21 protein-coding genes are annotated in these 22,945 nt (G+C 44.2%); 9 read left to right on the top strand and 12 right to left on the bottom strand.

Annotation, left to right across the window (positions count from 1 at the left end; genetic code table 11):
• Positions 1-16 precede the first annotated feature (16 nt).
• The 5 genes from IEX80_RS22220 to IEX80_RS22200 form a co-directional block, all read right to left on the bottom strand.
• Entirely contained in the window at positions 17-1,663 is a 1,647-nt protein-coding gene (locus tag IEX80_RS22220; protein ID WP_188834179.1) for a M28 family metallopeptidase, read from the bottom strand.
• A gap of 411 nt (positions 1,664-2,074) precedes the next feature.
• Positions 2,075-3,397: an APC family permease gene (locus IEX80_RS22215; RefSeq protein WP_188834178.1), complete on the bottom strand. Its 1,323-nt coding sequence runs from the start codon at positions 3,395-3,397 to the stop codon at positions 2,075-2,077.
• A 121-nt stretch (positions 3,398-3,518) separates the two neighbouring features.
• The gene (locus tag IEX80_RS22210; protein ID WP_188834177.1) at positions 3,519-3,779 is read right to left on the bottom strand and encodes a Txe/YoeB family addiction module toxin; all 261 of its coding nucleotides are present in this window, start codon (positions 3,777-3,779) and stop codon (positions 3,519-3,521) included.
• Positions 3,770-3,973 (bottom strand): DUF2683 family protein, encoded by a 204-nt coding sequence (locus IEX80_RS22205; protein WP_188834176.1) that lies wholly within the window; start codon positions 3,971-3,973, stop codon positions 3,770-3,772. Before IEX80_RS22205 ends, IEX80_RS22210 begins: the two co-directional genes overlap by 10 nt.
• A gap of 92 nt (positions 3,974-4,065) precedes the next feature.
• Complete coding sequence (locus IEX80_RS22200) at positions 4,066-5,820, bottom strand: M61 family metallopeptidase (RefSeq protein ID WP_176626396.1); 1,755 nt, start codon at positions 5,818-5,820, stop codon at positions 4,066-4,068.
• A 183-nt stretch (positions 5,821-6,003) separates the two neighbouring features.
• Between IEX80_RS22200 and IEX80_RS22195 the strand changes: the two genes are divergently transcribed.
• From IEX80_RS22195 to IEX80_RS22160, 8 genes are all read left to right on the top strand, one after another.
• Positions 6,004-6,471, top strand: a complete 468-nt coding sequence (locus tag IEX80_RS22195) for a MarR family winged helix-turn-helix transcriptional regulator (RefSeq protein ID WP_090533476.1) — start codon at positions 6,004-6,006, stop codon at positions 6,469-6,471.
• A gap of 7 nt (positions 6,472-6,478) precedes the next feature.
• Positions 6,479-7,561, top strand: a complete 1,083-nt coding sequence (locus IEX80_RS22190) for an efflux RND transporter periplasmic adaptor subunit (RefSeq protein ID WP_129569507.1) — start codon at positions 6,479-6,481, stop codon at positions 7,559-7,561.
• Between the two features lie 6 nt (positions 7,562-7,567).
• On the top strand, positions 7,568-10,726 hold the full coding sequence (locus IEX80_RS22185) for an efflux RND transporter permease subunit (protein WP_090533481.1): 3,159 nt from the start codon (positions 7,568-7,570) through the stop codon (positions 10,724-10,726).
• Positions 10,727-10,732: 6 nt separating this feature from the next.
• Entirely contained in the window at positions 10,733-12,055 is a 1,323-nt protein-coding gene (locus IEX80_RS22180) for a TolC family protein (RefSeq protein WP_229701719.1), read from the top strand.
• Between the two features lie 41 nt (positions 12,056-12,096).
• Complete coding sequence (locus tag IEX80_RS22175) at positions 12,097-12,477, top strand: response regulator (protein WP_188834175.1); 381 nt, start codon at positions 12,097-12,099, stop codon at positions 12,475-12,477.
• Positions 12,474-13,340 carry an N-acetylglucosamine kinase gene (locus tag IEX80_RS22170; protein ID WP_188834174.1) on the top strand — a complete coding sequence of 289 codons (867 nt, stop codon included), beginning with the start codon at positions 12,474-12,476 and terminating at the stop codon, positions 13,338-13,340. The genes IEX80_RS22175 and IEX80_RS22170 overlap by 4 nt, the downstream gene beginning before the upstream one ends.
• 342 nt (positions 13,341-13,682) lie before the next feature.
• A complete protein-coding gene (locus tag IEX80_RS22165) occupies positions 13,683-14,432 on the top strand; it encodes an SDR family NAD(P)-dependent oxidoreductase (protein WP_188834173.1) in 750 nt (249 codons plus the stop codon).
• Between the two features lie 101 nt (positions 14,433-14,533).
• The gene (locus IEX80_RS22160) at positions 14,534-15,115 is read left to right on the top strand and encodes a TetR/AcrR family transcriptional regulator (RefSeq protein WP_090533491.1); all 582 of its coding nucleotides are present in this window, start codon (positions 14,534-14,536) and stop codon (positions 15,113-15,115) included.
• Between the two features lie 19 nt (positions 15,116-15,134).
• Here IEX80_RS22160 and lnt read toward each other — a convergent pair whose 3' ends face one another.
• Positions 15,135-16,769, bottom strand: a complete 1,635-nt coding sequence (lnt, locus tag IEX80_RS22155; protein WP_188834172.1) for an apolipoprotein N-acyltransferase — start codon at positions 16,767-16,769, stop codon at positions 15,135-15,137.
• A 152-nt stretch (positions 16,770-16,921) separates the two neighbouring features.
• Positions 16,922-17,650, bottom strand: a complete 729-nt coding sequence (rsmI, locus tag IEX80_RS22150; protein WP_175490094.1) for a 16S rRNA (cytidine(1402)-2'-O)-methyltransferase — start codon at positions 17,648-17,650, stop codon at positions 16,922-16,924.
• A gap of 137 nt (positions 17,651-17,787) precedes the next feature.
• Between rsmI and serS the strand changes: the two genes are divergently transcribed.
• The gene (serS, locus tag IEX80_RS22145) at positions 17,788-19,059 is read left to right on the top strand and encodes a serine--tRNA ligase (RefSeq protein WP_188834171.1); all 1,272 of its coding nucleotides are present in this window, start codon (positions 17,788-17,790) and stop codon (positions 19,057-19,059) included.
• Positions 19,060-19,235: 176 nt separating this feature from the next.
• Here the strand turns inward: serS and IEX80_RS22140 are convergent, their stop codons facing one another.
• From IEX80_RS22140 to IEX80_RS22120, 5 genes are all read right to left on the bottom strand, one after another.
• Positions 19,236-20,177 (bottom strand): nitrilase family protein, encoded by a 942-nt coding sequence (locus IEX80_RS22140; RefSeq protein ID WP_090533821.1) that lies wholly within the window; start codon positions 20,175-20,177, stop codon positions 19,236-19,238.
• A gap of 71 nt (positions 20,178-20,248) precedes the next feature.
• Complete coding sequence (locus tag IEX80_RS22135) at positions 20,249-21,130, bottom strand: AraC family transcriptional regulator (RefSeq protein ID WP_188834170.1); 882 nt, start codon at positions 21,128-21,130, stop codon at positions 20,249-20,251.
• A 61-nt stretch (positions 21,131-21,191) separates the two neighbouring features.
• Complete coding sequence (locus IEX80_RS22130; protein ID WP_090533499.1) at positions 21,192-21,665, bottom strand: HAD domain-containing protein; 474 nt, start codon at positions 21,663-21,665, stop codon at positions 21,192-21,194.
• 16 nt (positions 21,666-21,681) lie between these two features.
• Positions 21,682-22,074, bottom strand: coding sequence for a hypothetical protein (locus IEX80_RS22125; protein ID WP_090533501.1), 393 nt, complete (start codon positions 22,072-22,074; stop codon positions 21,682-21,684).
• A 63-nt stretch (positions 22,075-22,137) separates the two neighbouring features.
• The gene (locus IEX80_RS22120) at positions 22,138-22,938 is read right to left on the bottom strand and encodes an N-acetylmuramoyl-L-alanine amidase (RefSeq protein ID WP_188834169.1); all 801 of its coding nucleotides are present in this window, start codon (positions 22,936-22,938) and stop codon (positions 22,138-22,140) included.
• Between the last annotated feature and the right edge of the window lie 7 nt (positions 22,939-22,945).

Below are 22,945 nucleotides of genomic sequence, written 5' to 3'. Positions count from 1 at the left end.
TCTCCCCTAAGAGACTTTACTTCATCGATTTTTCCCTTATCGCCTTAAACTCCGAGCCATTTTTCCAGCCGGGGAAGGTTGTTTCGTTACCCAGCTTAGTGCCAACTTCATAAAGGATATTAGCTATCTGTGCCATGCCTGTGGCATCCATAGTATCGGTGTAATTATCGGCCTGTTGGTGATAGCGGTTGTCGCCATAATCTTTTTGTTTAGCTTCGCCGTAGCTGCCGTCGTGTACTGCGCTGATGCTGCCATTGTTAATGTCAAGGGCCGGTACACCAACCTTGGCAAAGTTAAAATGGTCCGACCGGTAGTAGCTGCCAGAGCCGGGGTGCCTGTCGCCAACAGTGCTAAGCCCTTGTGCTTTTACTATTTCGTCAACATAATCTTCCAAATCGTTTTGACCTTTCCCGGTTACAGCAATGTCTTTGGTTTCGCCGTAATCGCCCAGGGCATCCATGTTGAGATCGGCAACTGTTTTGTTAACCGGGTAAATGGGATGGGTGGCATAATATTCCGAACCCAGTAAACCCTGCTCTTCGGCTGTAACAGCTAAAAATACAATAGAGCGTTTGGGCTTTTCTTTGGCCTTGTTAAATGCTTTAGCCACACTGATAATAGCAGCCACACCATCGGCATTATCAACAGCGCCATTGTAAATGCTATCACCTTTGGCGTTAGGCTTGCCTATGCCCAGGTGGTCCCAATGGGCGGTGTATAATACATATTCGCCCGGCTGTGAACTGCCTTTAAGTGTGCCGATCACATTGTGCGATGTGGAATACTTTAACTGGTTGTTGATGGTTAAAGTAACTGATTGCTTAAGCGGAATGGCTTTAAAATCTTTTTTACGGGCCAGGGCGCGGAAATCGCCGGTTATGCCCACTTCAGCTAAAAGCTTTTTACCCATATCTTCGGTGATCCAGCCTTCAACCTTGCAGCGGTTCATGTGCTTGTCCTTTTGCTGCAGGTAAAGTTTGGCACCTGTGTTACTGTTGGATACCACTTCCCAGCCATAGCTTGCAGGCTCTTTTTGGTGGATGATAAGCACCCCTGCAGCGCCCTGACGCGCGGCTTCCTCATACTTGTAAGTCCACCGGCCGTAGTAGGTCATGGTATCGCCTTTGAAAAATGTAGGATCGCCGTTTTTAAAGCCCGGGTCGTTCACCAGCACCACAACAGTTTTACCTTTAACATCAAGTCCGGCATAATCATTCCTGTGATATTCGGGAGCAACAACACCATACCCGGCAAAAACCAGCGGGGAGTTTTTAAGCGTTACCGAATCAACCTCGCGGCGGCTGAAGGTTACGAAATCTGTAGTAGCATGCAGACTGAGCGGCGTTTTACCGCCGGTTATTTCCATGACAGGAGATGGCGTACTGGTGATCTGCACCATGGGCACATCCTGGAAATAGCTGCCATTGTTACCCGGTTCGAGCCCGGCCAGTTTAAACTGCTCCGAAATGTATTTGATCGCCTTGTCTTCGCCGGCGGTGAAAGGTTTGCGGCCCATCATGGAATCATTGGCTAAAGCCGAGATGTATTTTTTTATTTCGGCCGCAGTTATGGCCTTTTCGGCGGGCACGCTTTTATTATTTTGGCAGCCTGCAAAAATAGCAAGGCCACCAATAAGCATCAGGTATCGGTATTTGATTTTCATATGATATGAGTTTTCGGGAAAGGATCGAATTTACGCAAATCCCGGTCAATTATCCAATCATTGAAACGTTGAAGAAATTATCGCCACAAATTTTTCCGAATTAATCGAATTGCACGAATTTTTCTTTCCTCACTCAGGGAAATAGCCTTTAACCAGTTGTATATTGAAAAGCAATAAATGAAAATTTTCACACTAATTTTTACGTATTAATCGAGTTACACGAATTGAATTAATTTGAGATTCGTGTAATTCGATTAATTGTGGACAGCATGCAAAGCATTTGTGTGAAAATTTTTCAGTGTGAGATTTGTAAAACAGATCGAATTGTTTAAAAACGATTGCCCTGTTTCTGCACCACGATTTGCGAAGTTGGAATTAATTGTATTAGATGGCCAATTGATTCATGTATTATTATTGCTTCAGCTCAGGCTTGCTTAGTTTAATAATTTGCCAGGCCACTTCCGCACTTGATAATGCAACCAGTGCAAAAACAGCAGCCGAAAGGGCCTTCGGTGTTGAGCTTAATGCCCCGCCAAGTGCTACGCTGTAAACAATAAATGGCAACAGCATTATTAGGCATAGGCCGGTAACGCTAAGCGGGATGCGGAAAGGCCGCTCTTTCATCGGCTCCTTGACGCGGAGTTTTACGAGGGCGATGTATTCTAAAGAAAGCCCCGCGCCGTAAACAGTTACATCAATGATAAGCAAATCGGCAAAGGTCCACAGTACCATAAAGCTCACTACTATGGAGCAGATGATGATGGAAACAAAAGGTGTTTTAAAACGAGAGTGTAGTTTGTTAACTCCTTTTGGAAGTAAATTGTCTTCAGACATTACCTGCGGCACACGTGATACCGATAACAATACAGCGGTATAGATTCCGAGGGTACTGGCCATACCGCCTGCTGCAACTACTATACCCAGCCAATGCCCTCCAATCAATTCGCCTAATGCAGGAAACCCATTTTCGGTTAAGGTATCATGGTTAATGCCCGATTGCTGGGCAACCCAGATGGCAAAAAAGTACACCACCATTACCAACGCGAAAGCTGTAAAAATAGAAATAAGGTAGGAGCGTACCGGCTTTTCAACTTCTTCGGCATAGGTGGTTACATTATCCCAGCCGAGGCAATTCCACATTACCGTGTACAAAGCCATACCAAACGACGGAAAGCTGAGCCCTTTTAATGATGTTGAGGGGATGTGCATTGGCCCGCTATGGTGATAAATACCTAACGCTATCATTAATATGATCGGGGCGAGAACGGCCGCACTCAAAAATACAGATACCCTACCCACCGGCATAATGCCTAAAATATTTAACCCGGCTGATGCCCAGATGATCACCAAACAAACCGGAATCTGAAAATTTAGCAATTCGGGGAAAAAGAAACCGGCGTATTGTACAAACAACACAGGGTAAATGGCAAGGTCGACAAAAGTATAGAGCCAGGTCCACCAGCCCTCAATAAAACCCCAGTGGGTACCGAGGGCATATTTTACCCATTTGTAATAGCCGCCGGTAACAGGCATCATGCTGTTAAGCTCAAGCACGGTAAATATGGCCGGCACATCCCACATTAACGGGGTTATGAGCAGGATGATTAACGCGCCATGATCGCCTGCATAACTTAATAGCGGCTCAAGGCCGTAAGGGCCACCGGATACAGTAAAAAAAATAACAGCAACAAGCTGTATCGGGCGTATTTTTTTTAACGAGGTTGCAGCGGGCATAAGCTATAAAAATATAACTTATGCGTTAATATTTTATTTTTTTATTGAGCTGAAACAAGTTCGGAATGAGGATAGGGGGCCAAAAGAAAGGCCAGCTTTTCAGCCGACCTTATTGATGGGATCATTCATAATGCCCTCGTAAAGAGTAAATATTAATGGTTTCGTCAACAACGTCATATATAATTCTGTGCTCGGAGTTTATGCGCCTTGACCATTTTCCTGTTAATTTATATTTAAGAGGCTCCGGTTTCCCTATTCCCTCAAAGGGATGAGCTTTCATATCATTAAATATTTGTGAGATCTTTTTTTGAACAGACTTATTTCCAGATTTTTTCCAATACTCAAAATCCCGGATAGCTTTTTCGTATAAGTCTATTTCCATAGGTCGTCGGTGTTTACCCTAACGCCTTTTTTACCTGCTTTTCGTGCTGTTTCACCCGCTAATACCTGTTCAACAAATTCAGCATTGTATGAGCCTTGGTCATGCTTCTCAAAATTGATCTTAAGAGCTTTTAAAAAAGCTTTGACAGCAGCTGATTGTTCTTTGTTTTCAGGATGTACAATGAATGTTTCCATAAACAAATTTAATTAATAAATACCAATTGGCATTAACCTTAGATAAAGAAAGGCAAGCTTCTCAGCCAGCCTTTCCCTGTAAATAGTAGTTTTTATATGCTTAACCACTTCTTCCTAACAGCCAATTGCTGCTCGGTTGGGCTATCAAGGGTAACAATATTGTATTTAACGCGGTTGCTTTTCAGTAGGGTAACCGGTAGGGTTATAGCTTGCCCGTCGCGAGTCACGGTAACCTCAATTTTATCGCCGGGATTTTTACCATTGATCAGGGTTGCAGCATCAGTAACCGGCGTTCCGTCAATAGCAGTGATCTCGTCGTTTACGTTAATGCCATCAATATAAGCGGCAGTACCACGCTGCACGCTCGTAACAATAATTTTTTTAGCTGCGGTTGTTGTAGTAGTGATACCTAAAGCCGCATCGTTTTTATCGGCCAGTTCATCCTCTACCTTATAACCGGCATAACCTAAATATTTATTATAATCGATAGGGGTTAGACCATTGATGTATCTGGCATAAAAATCATCCAGTTTTTTACCTGCAAATTTTTCAAAGGCTGCTTTAAACTCAGCATCGGTATAACCGCGCTTTTTGATTTTATAATACTGGGTGTACATGTACTTCATGGCATCATCTAACGAGTATTTGCCTTTGCTGTCGTTGATGATCTCCAGATCAAGCATCATACCAATGATTGCCCCTTTGTTGTAGTATGAAATAGTAGTATTGTTAGAGTTTTCGTTAGGGCGGTAAGCTTTGATCCAGGCATCAAAGCTTGATTCGGCAACGGTTTGTACATTTTTTCCGGGTAGGTTTTCCAGAACATTGAACTCGCCCTCCAAAACATCAAAATAATTCTGAACCGGGAACAGTTGCGTACGGCGTACAATGATACCCTGGTAGTACTCGGTAAAACCTTCGGCTATCCACAAATTGGTAGTATAGTTTTCATTGTCATAATCAAAAGGGCCTAACACAATCGGGCGCAGGCGTTTCACGTTCCATAAGTGAAAATGCTCGTGGGCAACAAGGCCTAAAAAGCTTTGATATCCTTTATCGTTGGTGTAGTTATCGCGAGATGCTCCTAAAACTGTTGAGCTCAGGTGCTCCAAACCACCACCATTACGTTGGCGGTTATGTACAATAAATACATAGTGTTTATTGGGGTTTTCGCCAAAAACAGCTGCTTCCTGGTCAACAATTTTGTGGATATCGGCTTTTAATTTTTCCTTATCATAATTGCCGCCGCCGTACATGCAAATTTCATAATGAACACCAGATGCATCAAATCCAAAAACATCCTGGTTGCCTACTTCAATTGGCGAATCGAACAGGATATCGAAGCTTGGTGATAAACGGGTAAACGGATCATTATTCACCATATCGAGGCTTGTTGAAACTTTATCCCAGTTTTTATATGGTTTGATGTGGATGATAGCGGGCGAATGCAGCATGCTGGCCGGGTAAATAAAGATGCCCGTAGTGGAAAGGAAGCCATGCGAGGCATCTATAAAGCTGGTACGTACGGAGAGCTCAAAGGCATAAACCCTGTATTTTACCGTTACCGATGAAATTCCTTTTGTAACAATTTGCCAGGTATTCTTATTGATTTTGGGTGCTGCAACGGGTTTGCCGTTAGCTTCAGCAGTTAATGATTCGATGTTTTTTGCGAACTCGCGCACCAGGTATGAGCCCGGTGTCCATACCGGCATTTTGAGCTCAAGGGTGTTTTGCTGAAGGCCGGTAATATGCATTTCAATATCAGCATAATGGGCCTGGGCTTCAGGAAACGAAACATTGTAGGTAATCTGAGCGCTGGCGGCGGCTTTGCTGATAGTAGTACTCATAATAAAAATCGTTAGAAAAAATAACGTGCGTAGGTTGGTCAGTTTCATGGCCGCAATTTATAAAATATTATATAATCAGTTATGTATGTGGCGTTACAGCGCCCTAAACACCGTTGTAAAATGGTTGATACATGCAACTATTGTTGATATTATGCTATTAGTTTTACATCGATTTTTAAGTAAATGGAACTGATTGAACCTATTTCGCGCAAGCTGATACGCTTAGGTAAACTGTACCTTAATGTACTGGTAAAGCATACCGTTCACCTGGATGTTACCCGGTATCACTATATACTTTCGCTCATTTACTTTCATGACGGGCAACTTACCCAAAACGCGTTGGCACATCTGCTGGGCAAGGATAAATCGGCTATGGTAAGCATCATTAATCTGCTTACAGCAAAAGGTTTTGTTTACCGCGAAAACAACCCGAACGACAGGCGGCAGCAATTGCTTCGCGTTACCGATAAGGCAAAACTGGCCGTTCCTCAGATCATTGAAACATTTGAAGCCATCAACGCGGATATTACCGAAGGCATATCCGAAGCCGATATGCAGGTATTTGAAAGCGTACTTACCCGCATGCATAAAAATTTAAAACCATTGGTATCACCCGAAACAACCCTACAAGCTAAATCACACACGGATTAAACAAAGTATGAAAACGAAATATATTATTTACACGGCGCTGGCCCTGCTGGTTGCCTATTTAATTTACAATAAATTTTTTAGCGAAGGGGCAAAGAAATCGGCCGCGGCTATGGCTTCGGGTAAAGGTGATAAGAAAAAAGGCGGCGGCGCGGTAGGGGTTAAAGTAATGATAGTTAAAGATACCGCCGTAAACAACATTATTGATATTACCGGCACCATTGATGCCAATGAAAAGGTAAGCCTGATAAGCCAAACAGCAGGGAATATTACCGGGATCTATTTTAATGAAGGCACTAAAGTAACAAAGGGCCAGTTGCTGGTTAAAGTGTACAACCAGGACCTGGAAGCATCGTTGCAGCAAAACCAGTACCAGGTGGCATTGGCAAAACAACAGGAAAGCCGCAACCGTCAGTTGCTTCAAAAAGAAGCCATAAGCCAAGAGGAATATGATACTTCATTAACATCATTAAATTCGTTAAAAGCTGCTGCAAATGTAATTAAGGCGCAGATTGCCCGTACCGAGATCCGGGCGCCCTTTTCGGGGACTATCGGTTTAAGGAATGTGAGCCCGGGCAGTTACCTCTCTCCATCATCGCCTATTGCCGATCTGGTTAATATCGATCCGGCAAAAGTAACCTTTGCTGTGCCTGAAAGGTACCTTTCTATACTTGGCCCGGGCAGTAAGATCAGGTTCAAAACAGAAAGCTCGATGGAGAGTTTTGTGGGTACAGTGTATGCCATTGACCCTTCAATTGATGCAAGCTCGCGCACTATTACTGTGCGCGCTAAGGCACCCAATCCTAAAGGGATCCTTACCGCGGGCAGCTTTGCCAAGATCAATTTAACGCTTGATCAAATTCCTAAAACCATTTTGCTGCCAACAGAGGCGGTTATTCCCGATTTGAAAAGCAGCCTGGTTTGGATCTACCACAATGGTAAAGCCATGTCAAAACCTGTAAAAACAGATCTGCGTACCGATACAAAGATCCAGGTAATTGAAGGCTTAAAGCCTGGCGACAGTGTGGTAGTATCGGGCCTGATCCAAATGCGGCCAAAAGTGCCTTTGAAAATTTTAAAAGTTATTAAATAAACCGATATGAGTTTATCCTCAGTAAGTATTAAGCGGCCGGTATTGGCAACAGTAATGTCTGTGGTTATTGTTGTATTTGGTATTATCGGCTATAAGTTTTTGGGCGTGCGGGATTTTCCCTCGGTCGACCCGCCCATAATTTCGGTATCAACCAGTTACTCCGGGGCCAATGCCGATGTAATTGAATCGCAGATCACAGAGCCGCTTGAAAAATCTATCAACGGTGTGCCGGGCATCCGTAACATATCGTCAACCAGTTCGGTTGGGCAAAGCAATATCACTGTTGAGTTTGACCTTGATGCCGACCTGGAAACAGCAGCAAACGACGTGCGCGATAAAGTGGGCCAGGCCCAGCGCCAGCTACCGCAGGATATTAACGCCCCGCCGGTAGTAACCAAAGCCGATGCCAGCGCCGACCAAATCATTACCCTTACCGTGAGCAGTGACACCCGTAACATCAACCAGTTGGATGATTATGCAGAAAATGTGCTGCTGGAAGGCTTACAAACCATCCCCGGTGTAAGTACCATTAACGTACAGGGGCAGCGCCAGTATGCTATGCGCCTGTGGATAGACCCTACCAAGCTTTCGGCACTTGGCGTTACAGCTACCGACATTGGTGCGGCTTTAGCTAAAGAAAACGTAGAGTTGCCTGCAGGTAAAATTGAGGGTAATAATACCGAAGTTACCATCAGGGCTTTGGGCAAACTGGCAACGGAAAAAGATTTTAACAACCTCATTATCCGTGCCGATAGCAACAGGGTGATCAGGCTGAGCGATATTGGTTATGCTGTGTTGGGCTCGGCAAACGAGGAAACCATATTTAAAGAGTCGGGGGTGCCGATGGTTGGTCTGGCACTGGTACCACAGCCGGGTGCTAATTATGTACAGATAGCCAAGGATTTTTATACCCGTTTAGAACAGATTAAAAAAGATCTTCCGCCTGATATTTCGGTAAAAGTGGCTTTGGATAATACGAGGTTCATTAATCAGTCGATATCTGAGGTGCAGGAAACATTGATCGTGGCCTTTGTACTGGTGGTAATTATCATCTACCTTTTCTTTCGCGATTGGCTGATAGCTTTCCGCCCGCTGATTGATATCCCGGTATCATTGATCGGTGCTTTCTTTATTATGTACATCTTCGGTTTTTCTATTAATATCTTAACCCTTTTGGGGATAGTTCTGGCGACGGGCCTGGTGGTGGATGACGGTATTGTAGTAACAGAAAACATCTATAAGAAGGTAGAGGCGGGCATGGCGATCCGTAAAGCGGCTTTTGAAGGTTCGGCCGAGATTTTTTTCGCGGTAGTATCCACATCGGTTACACTGGCAGCTGTGTTTTTACCTATTGTGTTTTTACAGGGCTTTACCGGGCGTTTGTTCCGCGAGTTTGCGGTAGTAGTGGCCGGAGCGGTGTTGATATCGGCATTCGTGTCCCTGTCATTAACCCCGATGCTTAACGTAAAGCTGATTCGCAAAAACCAAAAGAAATCGAAGTTTTACGAAAGAACGGAGCCGTTCTTCATTAATATGACCACTTCATATACCGAATCGCTCATTAAGTTCATGAAGCGTAAATGGGTATCATTTGCCATTCTTGCTGCATCTTTGGTTATCATCGGCGTCCTGGTAAAAGTTATCCCATCCGAGCTTGCCCCGCTTGATGATCGTAGTTTGCTCCGTTACAGCGTTACCGGTTCGGAAGGCGCAACCTATGAGTACATGACCCGGTATATGGATAAGGTGTCTAACCTGGTTGCAGATTCAATTCCGGAGGCTAATGTTAACCTTGAAATTGTTTCGCCATCATTTGGCGGCGGCGGTGCTTCAAATACCGGCTTTGGAAGGGTAGGGCTGGTTGGTCCGGATGAACGAAAACGAACCCAGCAGGAACTTGCCGACTGGCTGAATGGTAAGCTACGCAAAATGCCCGATGCGCGTGCCATTGTGGTGCAGGAGCAAACTATCAGTGGCGGTGGTTCCGGATCAAAAACATCGTTGCCGGTGCAGTATGTTATCCAAAACCAGGATTTTGAAAAGATCCGTAAAGTGCTGCCGACCTTTTTTGCCGAGGTGTCAAAAAGCCCGGTTTTCCAGGGAACGGATGTTAATCTCAAATTTACTAAACCCGAGTTGCGCGTGGTTACCGACCGTGAGCGTGCCCGTGACTTAGGTGTTTCGGTTGATGATATTGCCCAAACGCTGCAATTATATTATAGCGCAGGCCGGCTCGACTACTTCCTGATAAACGGTAAGCAATACCAGGTAATAGCACAGGTTGACCGCGCTAACCGCGATCAGCCGCTTGATCTGAAATCAATTTATGTGCGCAGCTCAAAAGGGACGTTGGTTCAGCTGGATAACGTAGTTAAAACATCCGAAGGCGCCACGCCTCCGGCCATTTACCATTTTAACCGTTATAAATCGGCAACACTTTCGGCCGGTCTTGCTCCGGGTTATACTGTAGGCGATGGTATCAAGGAGATGGACAGGATCTCCAAAAGCTTACTTGACGATACATTTAGTACCGCGTTAAGCGGCCCCTCACGTGACTATGCCGAAGGTTCGTCAAACATTCTTTTTGCTTTTGGCTTTGCCTTGCTGCTGATCTACCTGGTACTGGCGGCCCAGTTTGAAAGCTTTATGGATCCGCTTATCGTGATGCTTACCGTTCCGCTGGCCATTTCGGGTGCGTTTTTATCACTGTGGTTGTTTAATCAAACCCTCAATATTTTCAGCGAGATTGGGATCATCACCCTTGTAGGGCTGGTAACTAAAAACGGTATTCTTATCGTGGAGTTTGCAAACCAACGGATGGAGCAGGGCGTAGCCAAATACGAGGCAGTTATTGAAGCGGCAACGGCGCGTTTACGCCCCATATTAATGACCAGCTTAGCCGTGGTGCTTGGTGCTGTGCCAATTGCGTTTGCATTGGGCGCCGGTGCAAAAAGCCGTGTTTCATTAGGGATTGTGATTATGGGGGGGATGCTGTTTTCATTGGTGTTAACCCTTTACATCATCCCGATGATGTACCTGCTGCTGGCTGCTAAAACCCGTAAAGACCATGACCACGATCCGGAGGACCTGGCTGCAGAGGCTGAAATAGCCGAAGCTGCCCGTCACCCGCACCATCAAGAACCTAAACTGATCGAAAACTTGTAACATAATATGATGATCAAGAAAATAGCCTGCCTGGTTTGTTGTTTCGCTATGATATCAACCATGGCTTTAGCCCAGCAGGATGCGCCCTTACTTACTTTAAAAGACGCGGTTGAAATAGCACTGAAAAACAACTATAATATCAAGTTGTCGCAAAACAACTCAACCATAGCATCAAATAATGTTACACTTGGTAATGCCGGGATCTTGCCGGTGGTTACCGGCGACTTTAATGACAATAACAGTCGCCAAACAACCAAGCAAACCCGTAATGATGGTACGGTTAACAATATCCGCAATGCCAAAAACTCCAATAATAATTATGGGGTAAACCTTAACTGGACAATTTTTGATGGCTTCGCCATGTTTGCAAACTATGATCAGCTAAAGCAGATGGATAAACTGGGTGTGCTGAGATTACAGGATACCGTACAAAGAACAGTGGCCAGCGTTATCGATACCTATTATAACTTGATCAGCCAGAACGAACAGATCAAGGCATTAAAAGGAGCTATTGATATTTCCCGCACGCAGTTGCGCATTGCCAATGATAAGTTTGCTGTAGGCAGGGCTTCGCGATTGGAAGTATTGAATGCCCAGGTAAACCTGAATACAGATACCGGCAACCTGGTGATCCAGTACCAGCAATTCAAGACAACCAAAATACAGCTTAACCAGTTACTGATCCGCGACCTGCAAACCGATTTTTCTGTTGCCGATACCATTGTAATTGATGAAAAGCTTGCGCTGGCCGATGTGCTTAACAACGCGCAACTGCAAAATCCGGCGATATTATCGGCACAAATAAACCAGCGCCTGGCCGAGATCAATCTTAAACAGGTGCGCGCTACACGGTATCCGCAGGTGGGGGTAACATCGGGATATACTTTTACCAACAGCAAAACACCGGCAGGGTTTACCTTGTCGCAAAATGTACATGGCTTTAATTACGGCCTCACCGCAAGCATTAACATTTTTAATGGCTTTAACCAAAACAGGCGCGAAAAGAATGCCAAGATCCAGATTGACAATGCCGGCATTGCCGCTAAACAAACCAAACTGGATATTGAAAGCCAGATCAACAGCTTGTTTGTGGCATACCTTTCGGGGCTTGACCTGGTAAAGCTGGAAGAAGCCAATGTAAACCTTAACAAAAAAAACCTGGATATTACGCTTGATAAGTATAAGTTAGGTAATATTACCCCGCTTGAGGTAAGGGAAGCACAGCGTAACTATCTTGACGCACAATCAAAATTCTTTGCTGCGCAATACCAAAGTAAACAGGCCGAGATCATGTTAAAACAGATAACAAACAGTATTAACATCAAATAAAAAATATTTTAATAGTAAGTTTAAAAACTTATTTTTGAATCATGACCGCGCCTTTCAAAACCTGTATGCTTATTGATGATAACTACATTGATAGCTTTATAACACGCCGGGTTTTGGAAAGCAGCAACTTTGCCGAAGATATCATTGTGCGTCACTCGCCAATGGAAGCTATTGAATCATTAAAAGATGGATCGGTGAACCCCGACGTTATTTTTTTAGATATCAGGATGCCAATAATGACGGGTTTTGAGTTTCTGCACGAATTTGCCGGTTTGGATATCGCTAAAAAAGGAATAAAAATATATATGTTATCGTCATCGCTTGATCCTACCGATATCAGGAACTCGGAAGATAATAAGCATATTACACAGTTTATTCATAAGCCACTTACTGTTAAAGCGCTCGAAGAAATTTGTCAATGATCTTAGTAGCAGATAGCGGATCATCAAAAACTGATTGGTTGCTGACCGTTTCAGACCAGGAAAGCCGCTCATTCCTTACTGCGGGATTAAACCCCTATTTTTTAACCGAAAAAGAGATAGCCCGCATTGTGCTGGAGCAGGCCCCTGAAATGGTGGCGTTTGCCGGCGAAATTTCTGAAATTTATTTTTTTGGTGCCGGATGCAGCAGTCCCGACAGGCACGAAATAGTATCAAATGCCCTGAGCACGCATTTTAGCAAAGCCTATATCAGTGTTGACAGCGATTTGCTGGGATGCGCTTATGCAACCTGTGGCCAGGAAAAAGGGATTTGTTGTGTGCTGGGCACCGGCAGTAATATCTCCTTTTTTGATGGCGAAGATATCTATGACGGGCAGCATGGCCTTGGTTTTGTTTTGGGCGATGAAGGTGCCGGCACATGGTTTGGCAAAAAGCTGGTTACCGATTTTTTATATGGCAATATGCCGTATGATATCAGCCAGCAATTTGATAAGGCCTACCACCTGAACAAGGAGATCGTGATCAAAAATGTGTATCAAAAGCCTAATGCCAATACCTACCTGGCATCGTTCAGTAAGTTTGTAAGCGAAATAAAGGCCACCGAATACGGACATTCCATGTTGGTTGACGGGTTGGTTGAATTTATTGAAACCAATATCAAATCATACCCCGAGTATCATAAATATAAATGCCACTTTGTTGGCTCCATAGCTTATTCATTTTCTGAGGAGCTTGTGTCTCTGTGCCACCTGCACGGCGTAAAAACAGGGAAGATCATCAAGCACCCCATCAATGACCTAATGGCCTTTATCCTGAAAAGGAATGAAATGGCAACAGAAGAGTAGGCAGAATTATACCCGCGACAAAATTAGAACCGGGTCATGCTGAGCTTGTCGAAGCATAGTGGGCAGGCCTCTGCGCGCGAGTCTTCGACAGGCTCAGACTGACCCGGCCCTCTTTTGTCATTTCGTCTTCTACAGCCCAGGATTTAAATAATTCAATATTTCACCATTCCTAACTCTTTGTGGAACGCAGTTTTGTAGGTTATCTGTCTTTAGCGCCGCCACCATATTAGCCAACTTCATTTGTCATCCCAGCCTAATAAAAATTAATTCGGGAATGAATGTTCCAAAATGAGTTTATATTTGTGGAACGATTGATCCAAAATTAAATTAATCTTCCAGAAAATGAAAAAATTAGAAAACAAGGTGGCAGTAGTAACAGGAGCTTCGAAAGGTATTGGCGCAGGTATAGCTAAAAGCCTGGCTTCGGCAGGTGCTGCAGTAGTAGTAAATTATGCATCAGATAAAAACGGTGCTGATAAAGTGGTTGCCGAAATTACCGCCGAAGGCGGGAAAGCTATCGCCGTACAAGGCAGCGTGGCAAAGAAGGCCGACGTTGACCATCTTTTTGCCGAAACCAAAGAAGCTTTTGGTGGTGTTGATGTTTTGGTGAACAACGCAGGCGTATACCAGTTTACACCGATAGAAGCTGTAACCGAAGAAGAATTCCACCGCCAGTTTGATATCAATGTACTCGGCTTATTACTTGCTACCCAGGGAGCGGTAAATAGCTTTGGAGATAAAGGCGGCAGCATAATCAACATAAGCTCAACTGTAACCCGTATTACTCCACCGCAAAGTGCTATTTATACAGGCACTAAAGGTGCGGTTGATTCTATTACACAGGTTTTGTCAAAAGAGCTTGGTCCTAAAAAGATCCGCGTAAACGCTATTAACCCGGGCATGGTTGAAACAGAGGGTACACATACTGCAGGGTTTATCGGCAGTGATTTTCAAACACAAATTGAAAGCACCACGCCGCTTGGCCGTATTGGACAGCCGGATGATATTGCGCCTGTTGCAGTATTCCTGGCATCTGATGATTCACGCTGGTTAACCGGCGAAATTATCCTGGCCAGTGGTGGTGTAAGATAATAATGCCTGTAAAGCCCGGTTAGCGTAAACAGGGAAGGGTATAACTAAACAATTAATTAAAAATGAATAGCTTTGCCCAAAACGGGTAAAGCTTTTCTGTTATGGCACGAAGTAAAGATTTTGATGAAGCCGAGGTACTGAGCAAGGCCGTTTGCATTTTTTGGCATAAGGGTTATAATGGTACGTCTATGCAGGATTTGGTTGACGGCTTAGGCATCAGCCGCTCAAGCCTGTATGATACTTTTGGTGATAAACACGCTTTATATATTAAAGCTTTGGATAGCTATCAAAAGGCGGGTGGAAACCAGATGTGTGATATTATCAATAATTCAGCATCGGCCAAAGAGGCTATACAAAAGCTTTTGGAGCTTACCATGCGCGATTTGCTAAACGATGAACAACGTAAAGGCTGTTTCATGGTAAATGCCGAAATTGAACTGGCATCGCTGGATGCTGAAGTTAAGAATGTGGTATGCCGAAATGAGCAGCAGTTCGAAGATGCCATTCTTCAGGCTATAAAAAAAGGGCAGGACAGTGGTGAGATCCGTAGCCCTCAGGATTCCCTGGCATTGGCCCGGTTCATCATGAATGCGGTAAGAGGCATGCAGGTATCAGCTAAAGCCACGGCCGATAAGGCTTTTTTTGATGATATTATAAAAACCACCCTTTCTGTACTTGATTGAAAGCCTTTAAGTTGGCCTCCTAAGCTGTTAACGTTTGTTTTTTCCTCAATCTCATCCCCAGTAAAAACACAATGCCAAGCCCTGCCAATACGCTGCCGGTTTGTGGGATATAATCGCCATGTTTAACGTAGAAAGTAAGTTCGCTGTTGAGGTTGATATCCTGTTTGATGGCGGTTTTAACCCACCATTCAGTATGTTTAACCACATCGCCGCGCTGGTTGATAAACCCGGAAATACCGGTATTGGCCGATTGACAAACCCAGCGGCGTGTTTCGATAGCCCGAAGTTTGGCATAATCTAAATGCTGATCTTTACCCGATGTGTTTTCCCACCAGCCATCGTTAGTAATAATAGCGATGAACTGGGCACCCTTTTTAACAGAGCGGGCAATGTAACCTCCCCATATCGATTCATAGCAAATAACCGGATCAACCCCTATGCCGCTTTGCGAATAAAGCACTTTTGCGTCTTTTTCGGGAGCATAGTTGCCGGTAGCGCCGCCTAAATGTTCAAATACGGGTTTCAGGAATGAAAGCGCATCGCCAAAAGGCAATGATTCGGCCCCGGGTACTAACCGTGATTTATGGTAAGTTTGAATCCTGTCGCCATTTTCAATATTGAGGGCTGTACTATAAAAGTCTGCGAACTGGTCGCCTCCCCATGGTGAGGGAACCGCCGTTGGGGTTGCCCTGTTGTTATATAGCCTGTATGTTTCGGCGCCGGTAACCAGGTTGCCATTAGGATATTTCCGTAAAAAAAGCTGGGCCTGCTTAATAAAATCATTTTGGCCTATCTGTTCCTCGTTAATATAAACAGGTGCGGGGATAGCTGTTTCGGGCCATATAAAAAACTCGGTATTGGGTTGGGCCACCTGTCTTGAAAGCTGGATCAGGATATCAAGTTGTGAAGCAGGGGGAATGGTACCATCTTTCTCGTACGGATCTATATTGGGCTGGGCAATAACGATGTTTGATGGGTTTACTTCTTCAACATAGTTATGATAAACCGATAATGAATAGCCAAGAGGCACTGTTACAACAATTGCAATCGCCATGATCAATGCCATTCTGTGGCGTTTGGTTTGAGCTTCGTGAAGACTTGTATAAATTAAAAAAGCCAGGATATTTACAACCCAGATCCATAAAGTGCCGCCGTATACGCCGGTATATTCATACCATTGAACCCATTGATGCGATACGGCAAAACCGTTGCCAAGCGTCATCCACGGAAAGTAGAGATCCCAGCTTTGATGCAGGTATTCATACCCGATCCAGAAGCAAACTAAGCCAATTAGTGCAACCCAGCGAGGGGCAACCAGTCTAAACCGGTAATACAGCCAGAAAGCCGTCGCCATCAACAACGGCCCAAGCGAATAGGGGATAAGGGTAATGGGTATGGCCACAACCTTGCCCACTATTTTTAACGCATTATAAACCCAATAAACAGATAATGAGTTCCAGATAAAAAAGCCGATGAAAGTTACATTAAATACCCGCCTGCCTTTTTTAGGTTTATCATCGTTAATAATGTTTTCAATGGCCAGCAGCATAGGCACAAAGCCAATGAAAAGTAAAAACGTAGTATAAGGGGTAGGTGGCCAGGCTATCCATAAAAGCAAGCCAGATAGCATGGCTAATGGTAGATTTTTTTTCATGTAGAGTGACAAGAATTATGCTGTTGTCGCTTATATTTAAAATTGTAAAATGTCATTGCGAGCGTAGCGTGGCAATCGCACGGAAGCAAAGCAATTCTGTATAGCATGCGATTGCCTCGTGCCTCGCAATGACATGCGGGAGAGTTGAAGTTTTACTCTTCTTCCTCATCCCTTTCATATTTCCCTTTTGCCGGTTTAGCCGCTGCGCCGGCCACGCACATCACAAACTCGCCTTTCATGGGGTGCGTTTCAAAGTATTGTTTTACCTCAACTACAGTGCCGCGCACGGTTTCTTCAAACATTTTGGTAAGCTCGCGGGATACCGAGATCTGCCTGTCGGCCCCAAAATAGGTGGCCATCTCATCCAGTGTTTTTAACAAACGGTGGGGCGACTCATATAGTATGATGGTCCGCTCTTCTTCGGCCAAAAACTTGTACCGGGTTTGACGGCCTTTTTTTAATGGCAAAAATCCCTCGAAACAAAACTTGTCGGTAGGAAAGCCCGAATTTACCAGGGCCGGCACAAATGCGGTAGCGCCTGGCAGACATTCCACAGCGATATTAAACTTCAAAGCCTCGCGTACCAGGAAAAAACCCGGATCGGAAATAGCGGGTGTGCCTGCATCCGAAATGAGCGCGATATTTTTCCCCTGCAGCAAAAACTTAATGATCTCGTTGCTTGATTGATGCTCATTATGCTGATGATGCGCAAATACTTTTTGATGGATCTCGAAGTGTTTCAACATCGGGGCGGAGGTGCGGGTATCCTCAGCCAATATCAGATCCACCTCCTTCAACACGCGGATAGCCCTGAAGGTCATATCCTCCAAATTACCTATCGGGGTGGGGACTAAATATAGTTTGCCTATTGGATTGTTCATGTTGTTTGAGTCGATAGTCGATAGTCGATGGTCCATGGCTCTTCATCGTTCCGGGCTTACACCGCTAACGTAAATTACTATGGACTATCGACTATGGACTATAGACTTATTTATATCTTTGCCTAAAAAATAAAATAATGCTGCAAGTTAGTTATATCCGTGATAACCGGGAACAGGTTTTGGAACGTTTGGCTGTAAAAAATTTTAAACAGCCCCAACTGGTTGATGAAATAATTGAGCTGGACGACAAACGCCGCTCCACTCAAACCAGTATGGATAATGTTTCGGCCGAGGCCAATGCAGCTGCAAAACAAATAGGCGAGCTGATGCGTGCCGGTAAAAAAGAAGAAGCGGAAGGTCTTAAGGGTAAAACCGGAGCCTGGAAAGAAGAGATCAAAAAGCTCGGCGACCTGCTTACCATTACCGAAGAGGAACTTTACCAGAAACTGGTATTGCTGCCCAACCTGCCACATAGTTCAGTACCCAAAGGCTTAACTCCTGAAGACAATGAGGTAGTATTGGAGGACGGTACCAAGCCTGAGTTACCTGCCGATGCGCTACCGCATTGGGAACTGGCCGCTAAATACAACCTGATTGATTTTGAACTGGGCGTTAAAATAACCGGAGCCGGTTTTCCAGTATATAAAAACAAGGGTGCTAAATTGCAACGCGCATTGATCAATTATTTTATCGACGAGGCCGAAAAAGCAGGCTATAGTGAGGTAAGTGTACCATTAATGGTGAATGAAGCATCCGGCTTTGGCACATCACAATTGCCGGATAAAGAGGGACAGATGTACCATGTAGGTGTAGATAACCTGTACCTGATCCCTACCGCCGAGGTGCCGATTACTAACCTGTACCGTGAAGTGATATTGAAAGAAGATCAGTTACCGGTGCGTAACTGCGGGCATACGCCATGTTTCCGTCGTGAGGCCGGTTCATATGGCGCACACGTTCGCGGACTGAACCGCTTGCATCAGTTTGATAAGGTAGAGATAGTAACCATTGCCCATCCCGATAAATCATACGAAATATTGGAGCTGATGAGCAGCCATGTACAGGGCCTGTTACAAAAATTAGGCTTACCATACCGTGTATTACGCCTTTGTGGCGGCGATATGGGTTTTGGTTCTGCCTTAACTTACGATATGGAAACCTGGAGCGCGGCACAACAACGCTGGCTGGAAGTTTCATCAGTATCAAACTTTGAAACTTTCCAGAGTAACAGGCTTAAGCTGCGTTTCCGGAATGCCGATGGTAAAACGCAGTTAGCACATACGCTAAACGGCAGCGCGCTGGCCCTGCCGCGGATTGTTGCTACTTTGTTAGAGAACAACCAGACTGAAAAAGGTATTAAAGTGCCTGAAGTGCTTGTGCCTTATACTAAGTTTGAGTGGATTGATTAGCCCCCGGCCTCCTAAAGGGGGAGGTCAAAAGCATAGCGCCCCGGTACATTTGTTGTGCCGGGGCATTTTTTTTCTTGCGATGGTTTAAACATGGGTTAGCGTTTATAACGCGACTGGCGATGCAATAGCCAAACCAGATTAACCGCTCATTACAAATGAGCGCAAGTTGTTAAGGCCTAAAGCCAAACCACTTTTTGAAAGCTTTCATGTTCACGGCCGATAATATTCCGGTATAGTTCGGGCTTCCTGGCCTGGATGTAACGATAGCCTCCCGCTTTGGTTAGTTTATCGGCGGTTAGCTCAGCCAAAACAAGCTCATTGTCTAATGATCGGCATTCGGCTATAATATCGCCGTAAGGATCGAGGATCATGGAGCAGCCATTTTTCAGCTGGTCATCATCCATGCCTATCGGATTGGCGAATACTGCATAAATTGCGTTATCATATGCCCGGGCAGGTAACCATTTCATTAACCATTGCCTGCCTTTAAGGCCGTCAAACTCCTGGCGAAGTAACACTGTATTTGCTTCTTTGTCTTTCCATAATTCTGGGTCAACAAAACCGGCGCCCGGTCGGGTTGATGGTGTGCACATGGTGACGTGCGGCATAAAAATAACCTGTGCACCGAGGAGGGTAGTTGCACGTACATTTTCAATTATATTATTATCATAACAAATCAATATGCCGCATTTCCATCCATACAAATCAAATACGGTATATGCTGTGCCGGGTAAAAGATGCGGGTTGATAAAAGGGTGCAGCTTACGATGTTTGGCAACGATCCCGGTTTTATCAACGCATATATAAGCCTTGTAAAGGTTGTCATCTTTGTCCTTTTCAAACAACCCGGCCAGTATGGCAATGTCGTATCGCCGGGCGTATTCGGTTAATGTGGCGATGCTTGGCCCGCCGGGGATTTCTTCGGCTAACTCAAGCATTTGTGCTTTATTAAGTTTCCGGGCAAAGGTATAGCCTGTTATCGAGCATTCATGAAAAGCTATTGCTTGGGCACCTTGTGCCGCGGCATCCGCTGTCATTTTTTCAATAACTGATAAATTATAGGCTTTATCACCGCTTCTGTTTTCAAATTGAGCAGTGGCGATTGTTAGGTTTTCCATACGCTGATCATCTTTTTTCAAAACTACCAGAGCTATACCGAAAAGCATTGTAAAAAACCGACAAACGCAATTTAAACGAGCGGCATAAAGTTTATAGCCAACAGATGATGATTGGCTTTGTATTGCAGGGGAGTAAGGCCTGTATGTTTCCGGAAAAAGTGATTAAGATGCGCCTGATCGTAATATCCGCAGGCATAACTCAATGAGCTTAGCTCTTTTATTGAAGATAGTTTTTGAAGTTGTTTAAGATAGGTTTGAAACTTAACGGCATCAATATACTTTTTAGGCGAAATACCTACCTCTTCGTCGAACTTACGCTCAAGCTGCCGTTCGGTTATGGGCATCACGTCCAGTAAGTTTTTAACATTGATGATACCCTTGCTTGTATGAATGATGCTTATAGCCTGATCTGTAATGCCGGCGTGTTTTCCTTTCGAAGCCGTTTTGTTCAATAAAAACTGTTCGGCAATTGCCGCAGCTGCCTGGAGGTTAGCTGTATTTGCGATCCGGTCTTCAAGTTCAAGGGCTTCCTGCCCGAAAAGGTCTTTTAACGGTACGGTATTGTTAGTTAACTCATAGGTCGCCACATCAAGTAAAGATAGTAAAGCATTAGGTTGTAAAACCACAATCAGCATAGCCAGTTCGCCAACCGAAGTAATATCATTATAATGAGTTATTTGTCCGTAAACAAAACTGCCCGGTTGCTTGCTGGCAAGGGTATGTTGTTGGTTATATTGGAGTAAAGGATCTTTCAAATGAAACACCATCCCCGGATTACCGTCCGAAAACAGGCGGTAATTCATGACAACCCGCTGATTATGCGCTATAATTAAATAGTGCTTAACAATACCCGAAAGCAAGGGATGTGGGGCTATTTGCATGGTGATGTTGAGCCAGATCCTAAAAATAAATAAAAATGTGGAACTGTAGGCGATAGCTTTCACCCATGACATGTTAAAAAAGATCATAATAAAGCCCTGGTGCATTGCGCCGAGGCTTTATATTATTGTTTAATTAAGAAAAAGTAAAATTCTTTTTCCTTAAAATAGAAATGGCATCTTCTGCAAGATCTTCCGTGAGCCCTACCGATGGGCTGGTTAAAACAAGGTTATGTTTTATATTTTCAGGTAATCCATTTAGCATTTTATCATCGTCGATAATCACAAACTCTTGACTCGGTTGATGTTTCTTTTTATACCATTCCAATATTTCTTCAGTACGTGTCTTTTTTAAACTATTTGTCGTCAGTCGGTGAACCTTTTTAGGGCTAATCCCTCTCGTCTTTAATAGATCTTTCCATTCGGCGACTTTATACTTCGATTTATGTGAAGTAGTTAATATTACAGAGGCATTAGTTTCCGCTATAATATGTTGAAGCGCCTTTACCGCCCTTGAATTAAATACGGGAAAGCCGTCGGGCATAAACTCAGGTTTCTTCCACGAGTTTGCTGGGACTAATACTCCATCTATATCTAATAAAATCAACATAATACAAAATTACTACTTATTCGTCATTAGATGTTATTCGTCTTAAAAATTCCAATTCTAATTTATTGTACTCCGCGTCTAATCTATTTAGGTGTTCAATTCCTGCAGCAGAATCCCAATCATTTTCATCAAACTCAATTTGGTTCCATGGGGTTTCTTTGGTTGCCGACGTTAAGTTAGTCGCCACTTGTCCCAGCTCAAAATTCATGATCAAAGAACTTAAGTATCTGTGATGCCCATCTATAATCAATTTGCCGCATATTTTTATCTCGCCAAATTTTACATGATGTTCCATCTTGCTACACATTCTTGAGATTATGGGTATAGATAATCTGGATTGCGTTGGAATAAAAGGAATATTATTAGTTGCAATAAATTCCACAATAAACTGCGGTGTGATTTTTTTCATTTTATGTGATAAAAGTTAGGTTGCTTCTAAAGCAATTTCCACTTCCTCCTTAGAGCCTGCGGGCTAATATTTCCTATAAATGTTATAAAGAATATTCAAATCCAGCTGTGTCATTACCGGTGTTTCATCCGTTTGTACAAAGTGCCGCTTAAAGGCAACAATGGCTACCGGGAGATTGCTGATATCATAGCCAATCACCTTAAGTGCTGTAGCATAATCAAAATTATCGGGCGGAAGTTCAAGCAGTTCTTCTCTCCAAAACCCAAAACCTTTTTGAGCTAATAGTTTCCAGGGAAATAATGGCCCCGGATCGGGTTTGCGCAATGGCGCTATATCCTGGTGCCCTATAAAATTTGCCTGCGGAATGTTGTAGGCTTTTTTGAGCTGAGCCAATAAAGCAAGCAGGCTTTTTACCTGTACATCATTAAAAGGCTCGTGCCCATTATTGTCAATCTCAATGCCGATGGAACAGCTGTTCATATCGGTAATACTGCCCCATTTGCTGATGCCGGCATGCCAGGCCCGCAGGTAATCATTTAGCATGTGGTAAACCTTGCCGTCTTTGCTTACTACATAGTGTGCGCTTACCTGCGGCTTTACCAGGGTAAAAGTATTGAGGGTTTGCTTAACCGAATCCTGAGCTGTATAGTGAATGATAACATAGTTGGGTTTGCGCAGGTTGAAATTCACGGTGCCAACCCACTCCGAAGGGATGGCGCCTCCCGCACTGTCAACCAGCATGGCCGGCTGCTCGCGGCTAATCACCTCTGTCAATGAATCGGTTTGGTTGTGGTATACTTTATTCGTGGCAGCGAAGGGTTGTACTTTAGGCGAACATGCGCTAATGGTGGCTACAACTGCCATAAATAAT

It is taken from the genome of Mucilaginibacter rubeus (assembly GCF_014643835.1).
In the GTDB taxonomy this organism is placed as follows: domain Bacteria; phylum Bacteroidota; class Bacteroidia; order Sphingobacteriales; family Sphingobacteriaceae; genus Mucilaginibacter; species Mucilaginibacter rubeus.
The sequence above is the reverse complement of the archived record's forward strand: the minus strand, read 5'-3'. Positions and strand labels throughout refer to the sequence as shown.

What these genes read in the sequence shown, in the direction of transcription:
- IEX80_RS22140 (WP_090533821.1), bottom strand. Translation starts at nt 20,177, where the DNA reads ATGGAAAACCTAACAATCGCCACTGCTCAATTTGAAAACAGAAGCGGT.
- IEX80_RS22125 (WP_090533501.1), bottom strand. Translation starts at nt 22,074, where the DNA reads ATGAAAAAAATCACACCGCAGTTTATTGTGGAATTTATTGCAACTAAT.
- IEX80_RS22195 (WP_090533476.1), top strand. Translation starts at nt 6,004, where the DNA reads ATGGAACTGATTGAACCTATTTCGCGCAAGCTGATACGCTTAGGTAAA.
- IEX80_RS22200 (WP_176626396.1), bottom strand. Translation starts at nt 5,820, where the DNA reads ATGAGTACTACTATCAGCAAAGCCGCCGCCAGCGCTCAGATTACCTAC.
- IEX80_RS22175 (WP_188834175.1), top strand. Translation starts at nt 12,097, where the DNA reads ATGACCGCGCCTTTCAAAACCTGTATGCTTATTGATGATAACTACATT.
- IEX80_RS22165 (WP_188834173.1), top strand. Translation starts at nt 13,683, where the DNA reads ATGAAAAAATTAGAAAACAAGGTGGCAGTAGTAACAGGAGCTTCGAAA.
- IEX80_RS22205 (WP_188834176.1), bottom strand. Translation starts at nt 3,973, where the DNA reads ATGGAAACATTCATTGTACATCCTGAAAACAAAGAACAATCAGCTGCT.
- IEX80_RS22130 (WP_090533499.1), bottom strand. Translation starts at nt 21,665, where the DNA reads ATGTTGATTTTATTAGATATAGATGGAGTATTAGTCCCAGCAAACTCG.
- serS (WP_188834171.1), top strand. Translation starts at nt 17,788, where the DNA reads ATGCTGCAAGTTAGTTATATCCGTGATAACCGGGAACAGGTTTTGGAA.
- IEX80_RS22120 (WP_188834169.1), bottom strand. Translation starts at nt 22,938, where the DNA reads ATGGCAGTTGTAGCCACCATTAGCGCATGTTCGCCTAAAGTACAACCC.
- rsmI (WP_175490094.1), bottom strand. Translation starts at nt 17,650, where the DNA reads ATGAACAATCCAATAGGCAAACTATATTTAGTCCCCACCCCGATAGGT.
- IEX80_RS22210 (WP_188834177.1), bottom strand. Translation starts at nt 3,779, where the DNA reads ATGGAAATAGACTTATACGAAAAAGCTATCCGGGATTTTGAGTATTGG.
- IEX80_RS22215 (WP_188834178.1), bottom strand. Translation starts at nt 3,397, where the DNA reads ATGCCCGCTGCAACCTCGTTAAAAAAAATACGCCCGATACAGCTTGTT.
- IEX80_RS22135 (WP_188834170.1), bottom strand. Translation starts at nt 21,130, where the DNA reads ATGTCATGGGTGAAAGCTATCGCCTACAGTTCCACATTTTTATTTATT.
- IEX80_RS22180 (WP_229701719.1), top strand. Translation starts at nt 10,733, where the DNA reads ATGATGATCAAGAAAATAGCCTGCCTGGTTTGTTGTTTCGCTATGATA.
- IEX80_RS22190 (WP_129569507.1), top strand. Translation starts at nt 6,479, where the DNA reads ATGAAAACGAAATATATTATTTACACGGCGCTGGCCCTGCTGGTTGCC.
- lnt (WP_188834172.1), bottom strand. Translation starts at nt 16,769, where the DNA reads ATGAAAAAAAATCTACCATTAGCCATGCTATCTGGCTTGCTTTTATGG.
- IEX80_RS22170 (WP_188834174.1), top strand. Translation starts at nt 12,474, where the DNA reads ATGATCTTAGTAGCAGATAGCGGATCATCAAAAACTGATTGGTTGCTG.
- IEX80_RS22220 (WP_188834179.1), bottom strand. Translation starts at nt 1,663, where the DNA reads ATGAAAATCAAATACCGATACCTGATGCTTATTGGTGGCCTTGCTATT.
- IEX80_RS22160 (WP_090533491.1), top strand. Translation starts at nt 14,534, where the DNA reads ATGGCACGAAGTAAAGATTTTGATGAAGCCGAGGTACTGAGCAAGGCC.
- IEX80_RS22185 (WP_090533481.1), top strand. Translation starts at nt 7,568, where the DNA reads ATGAGTTTATCCTCAGTAAGTATTAAGCGGCCGGTATTGGCAACAGTA.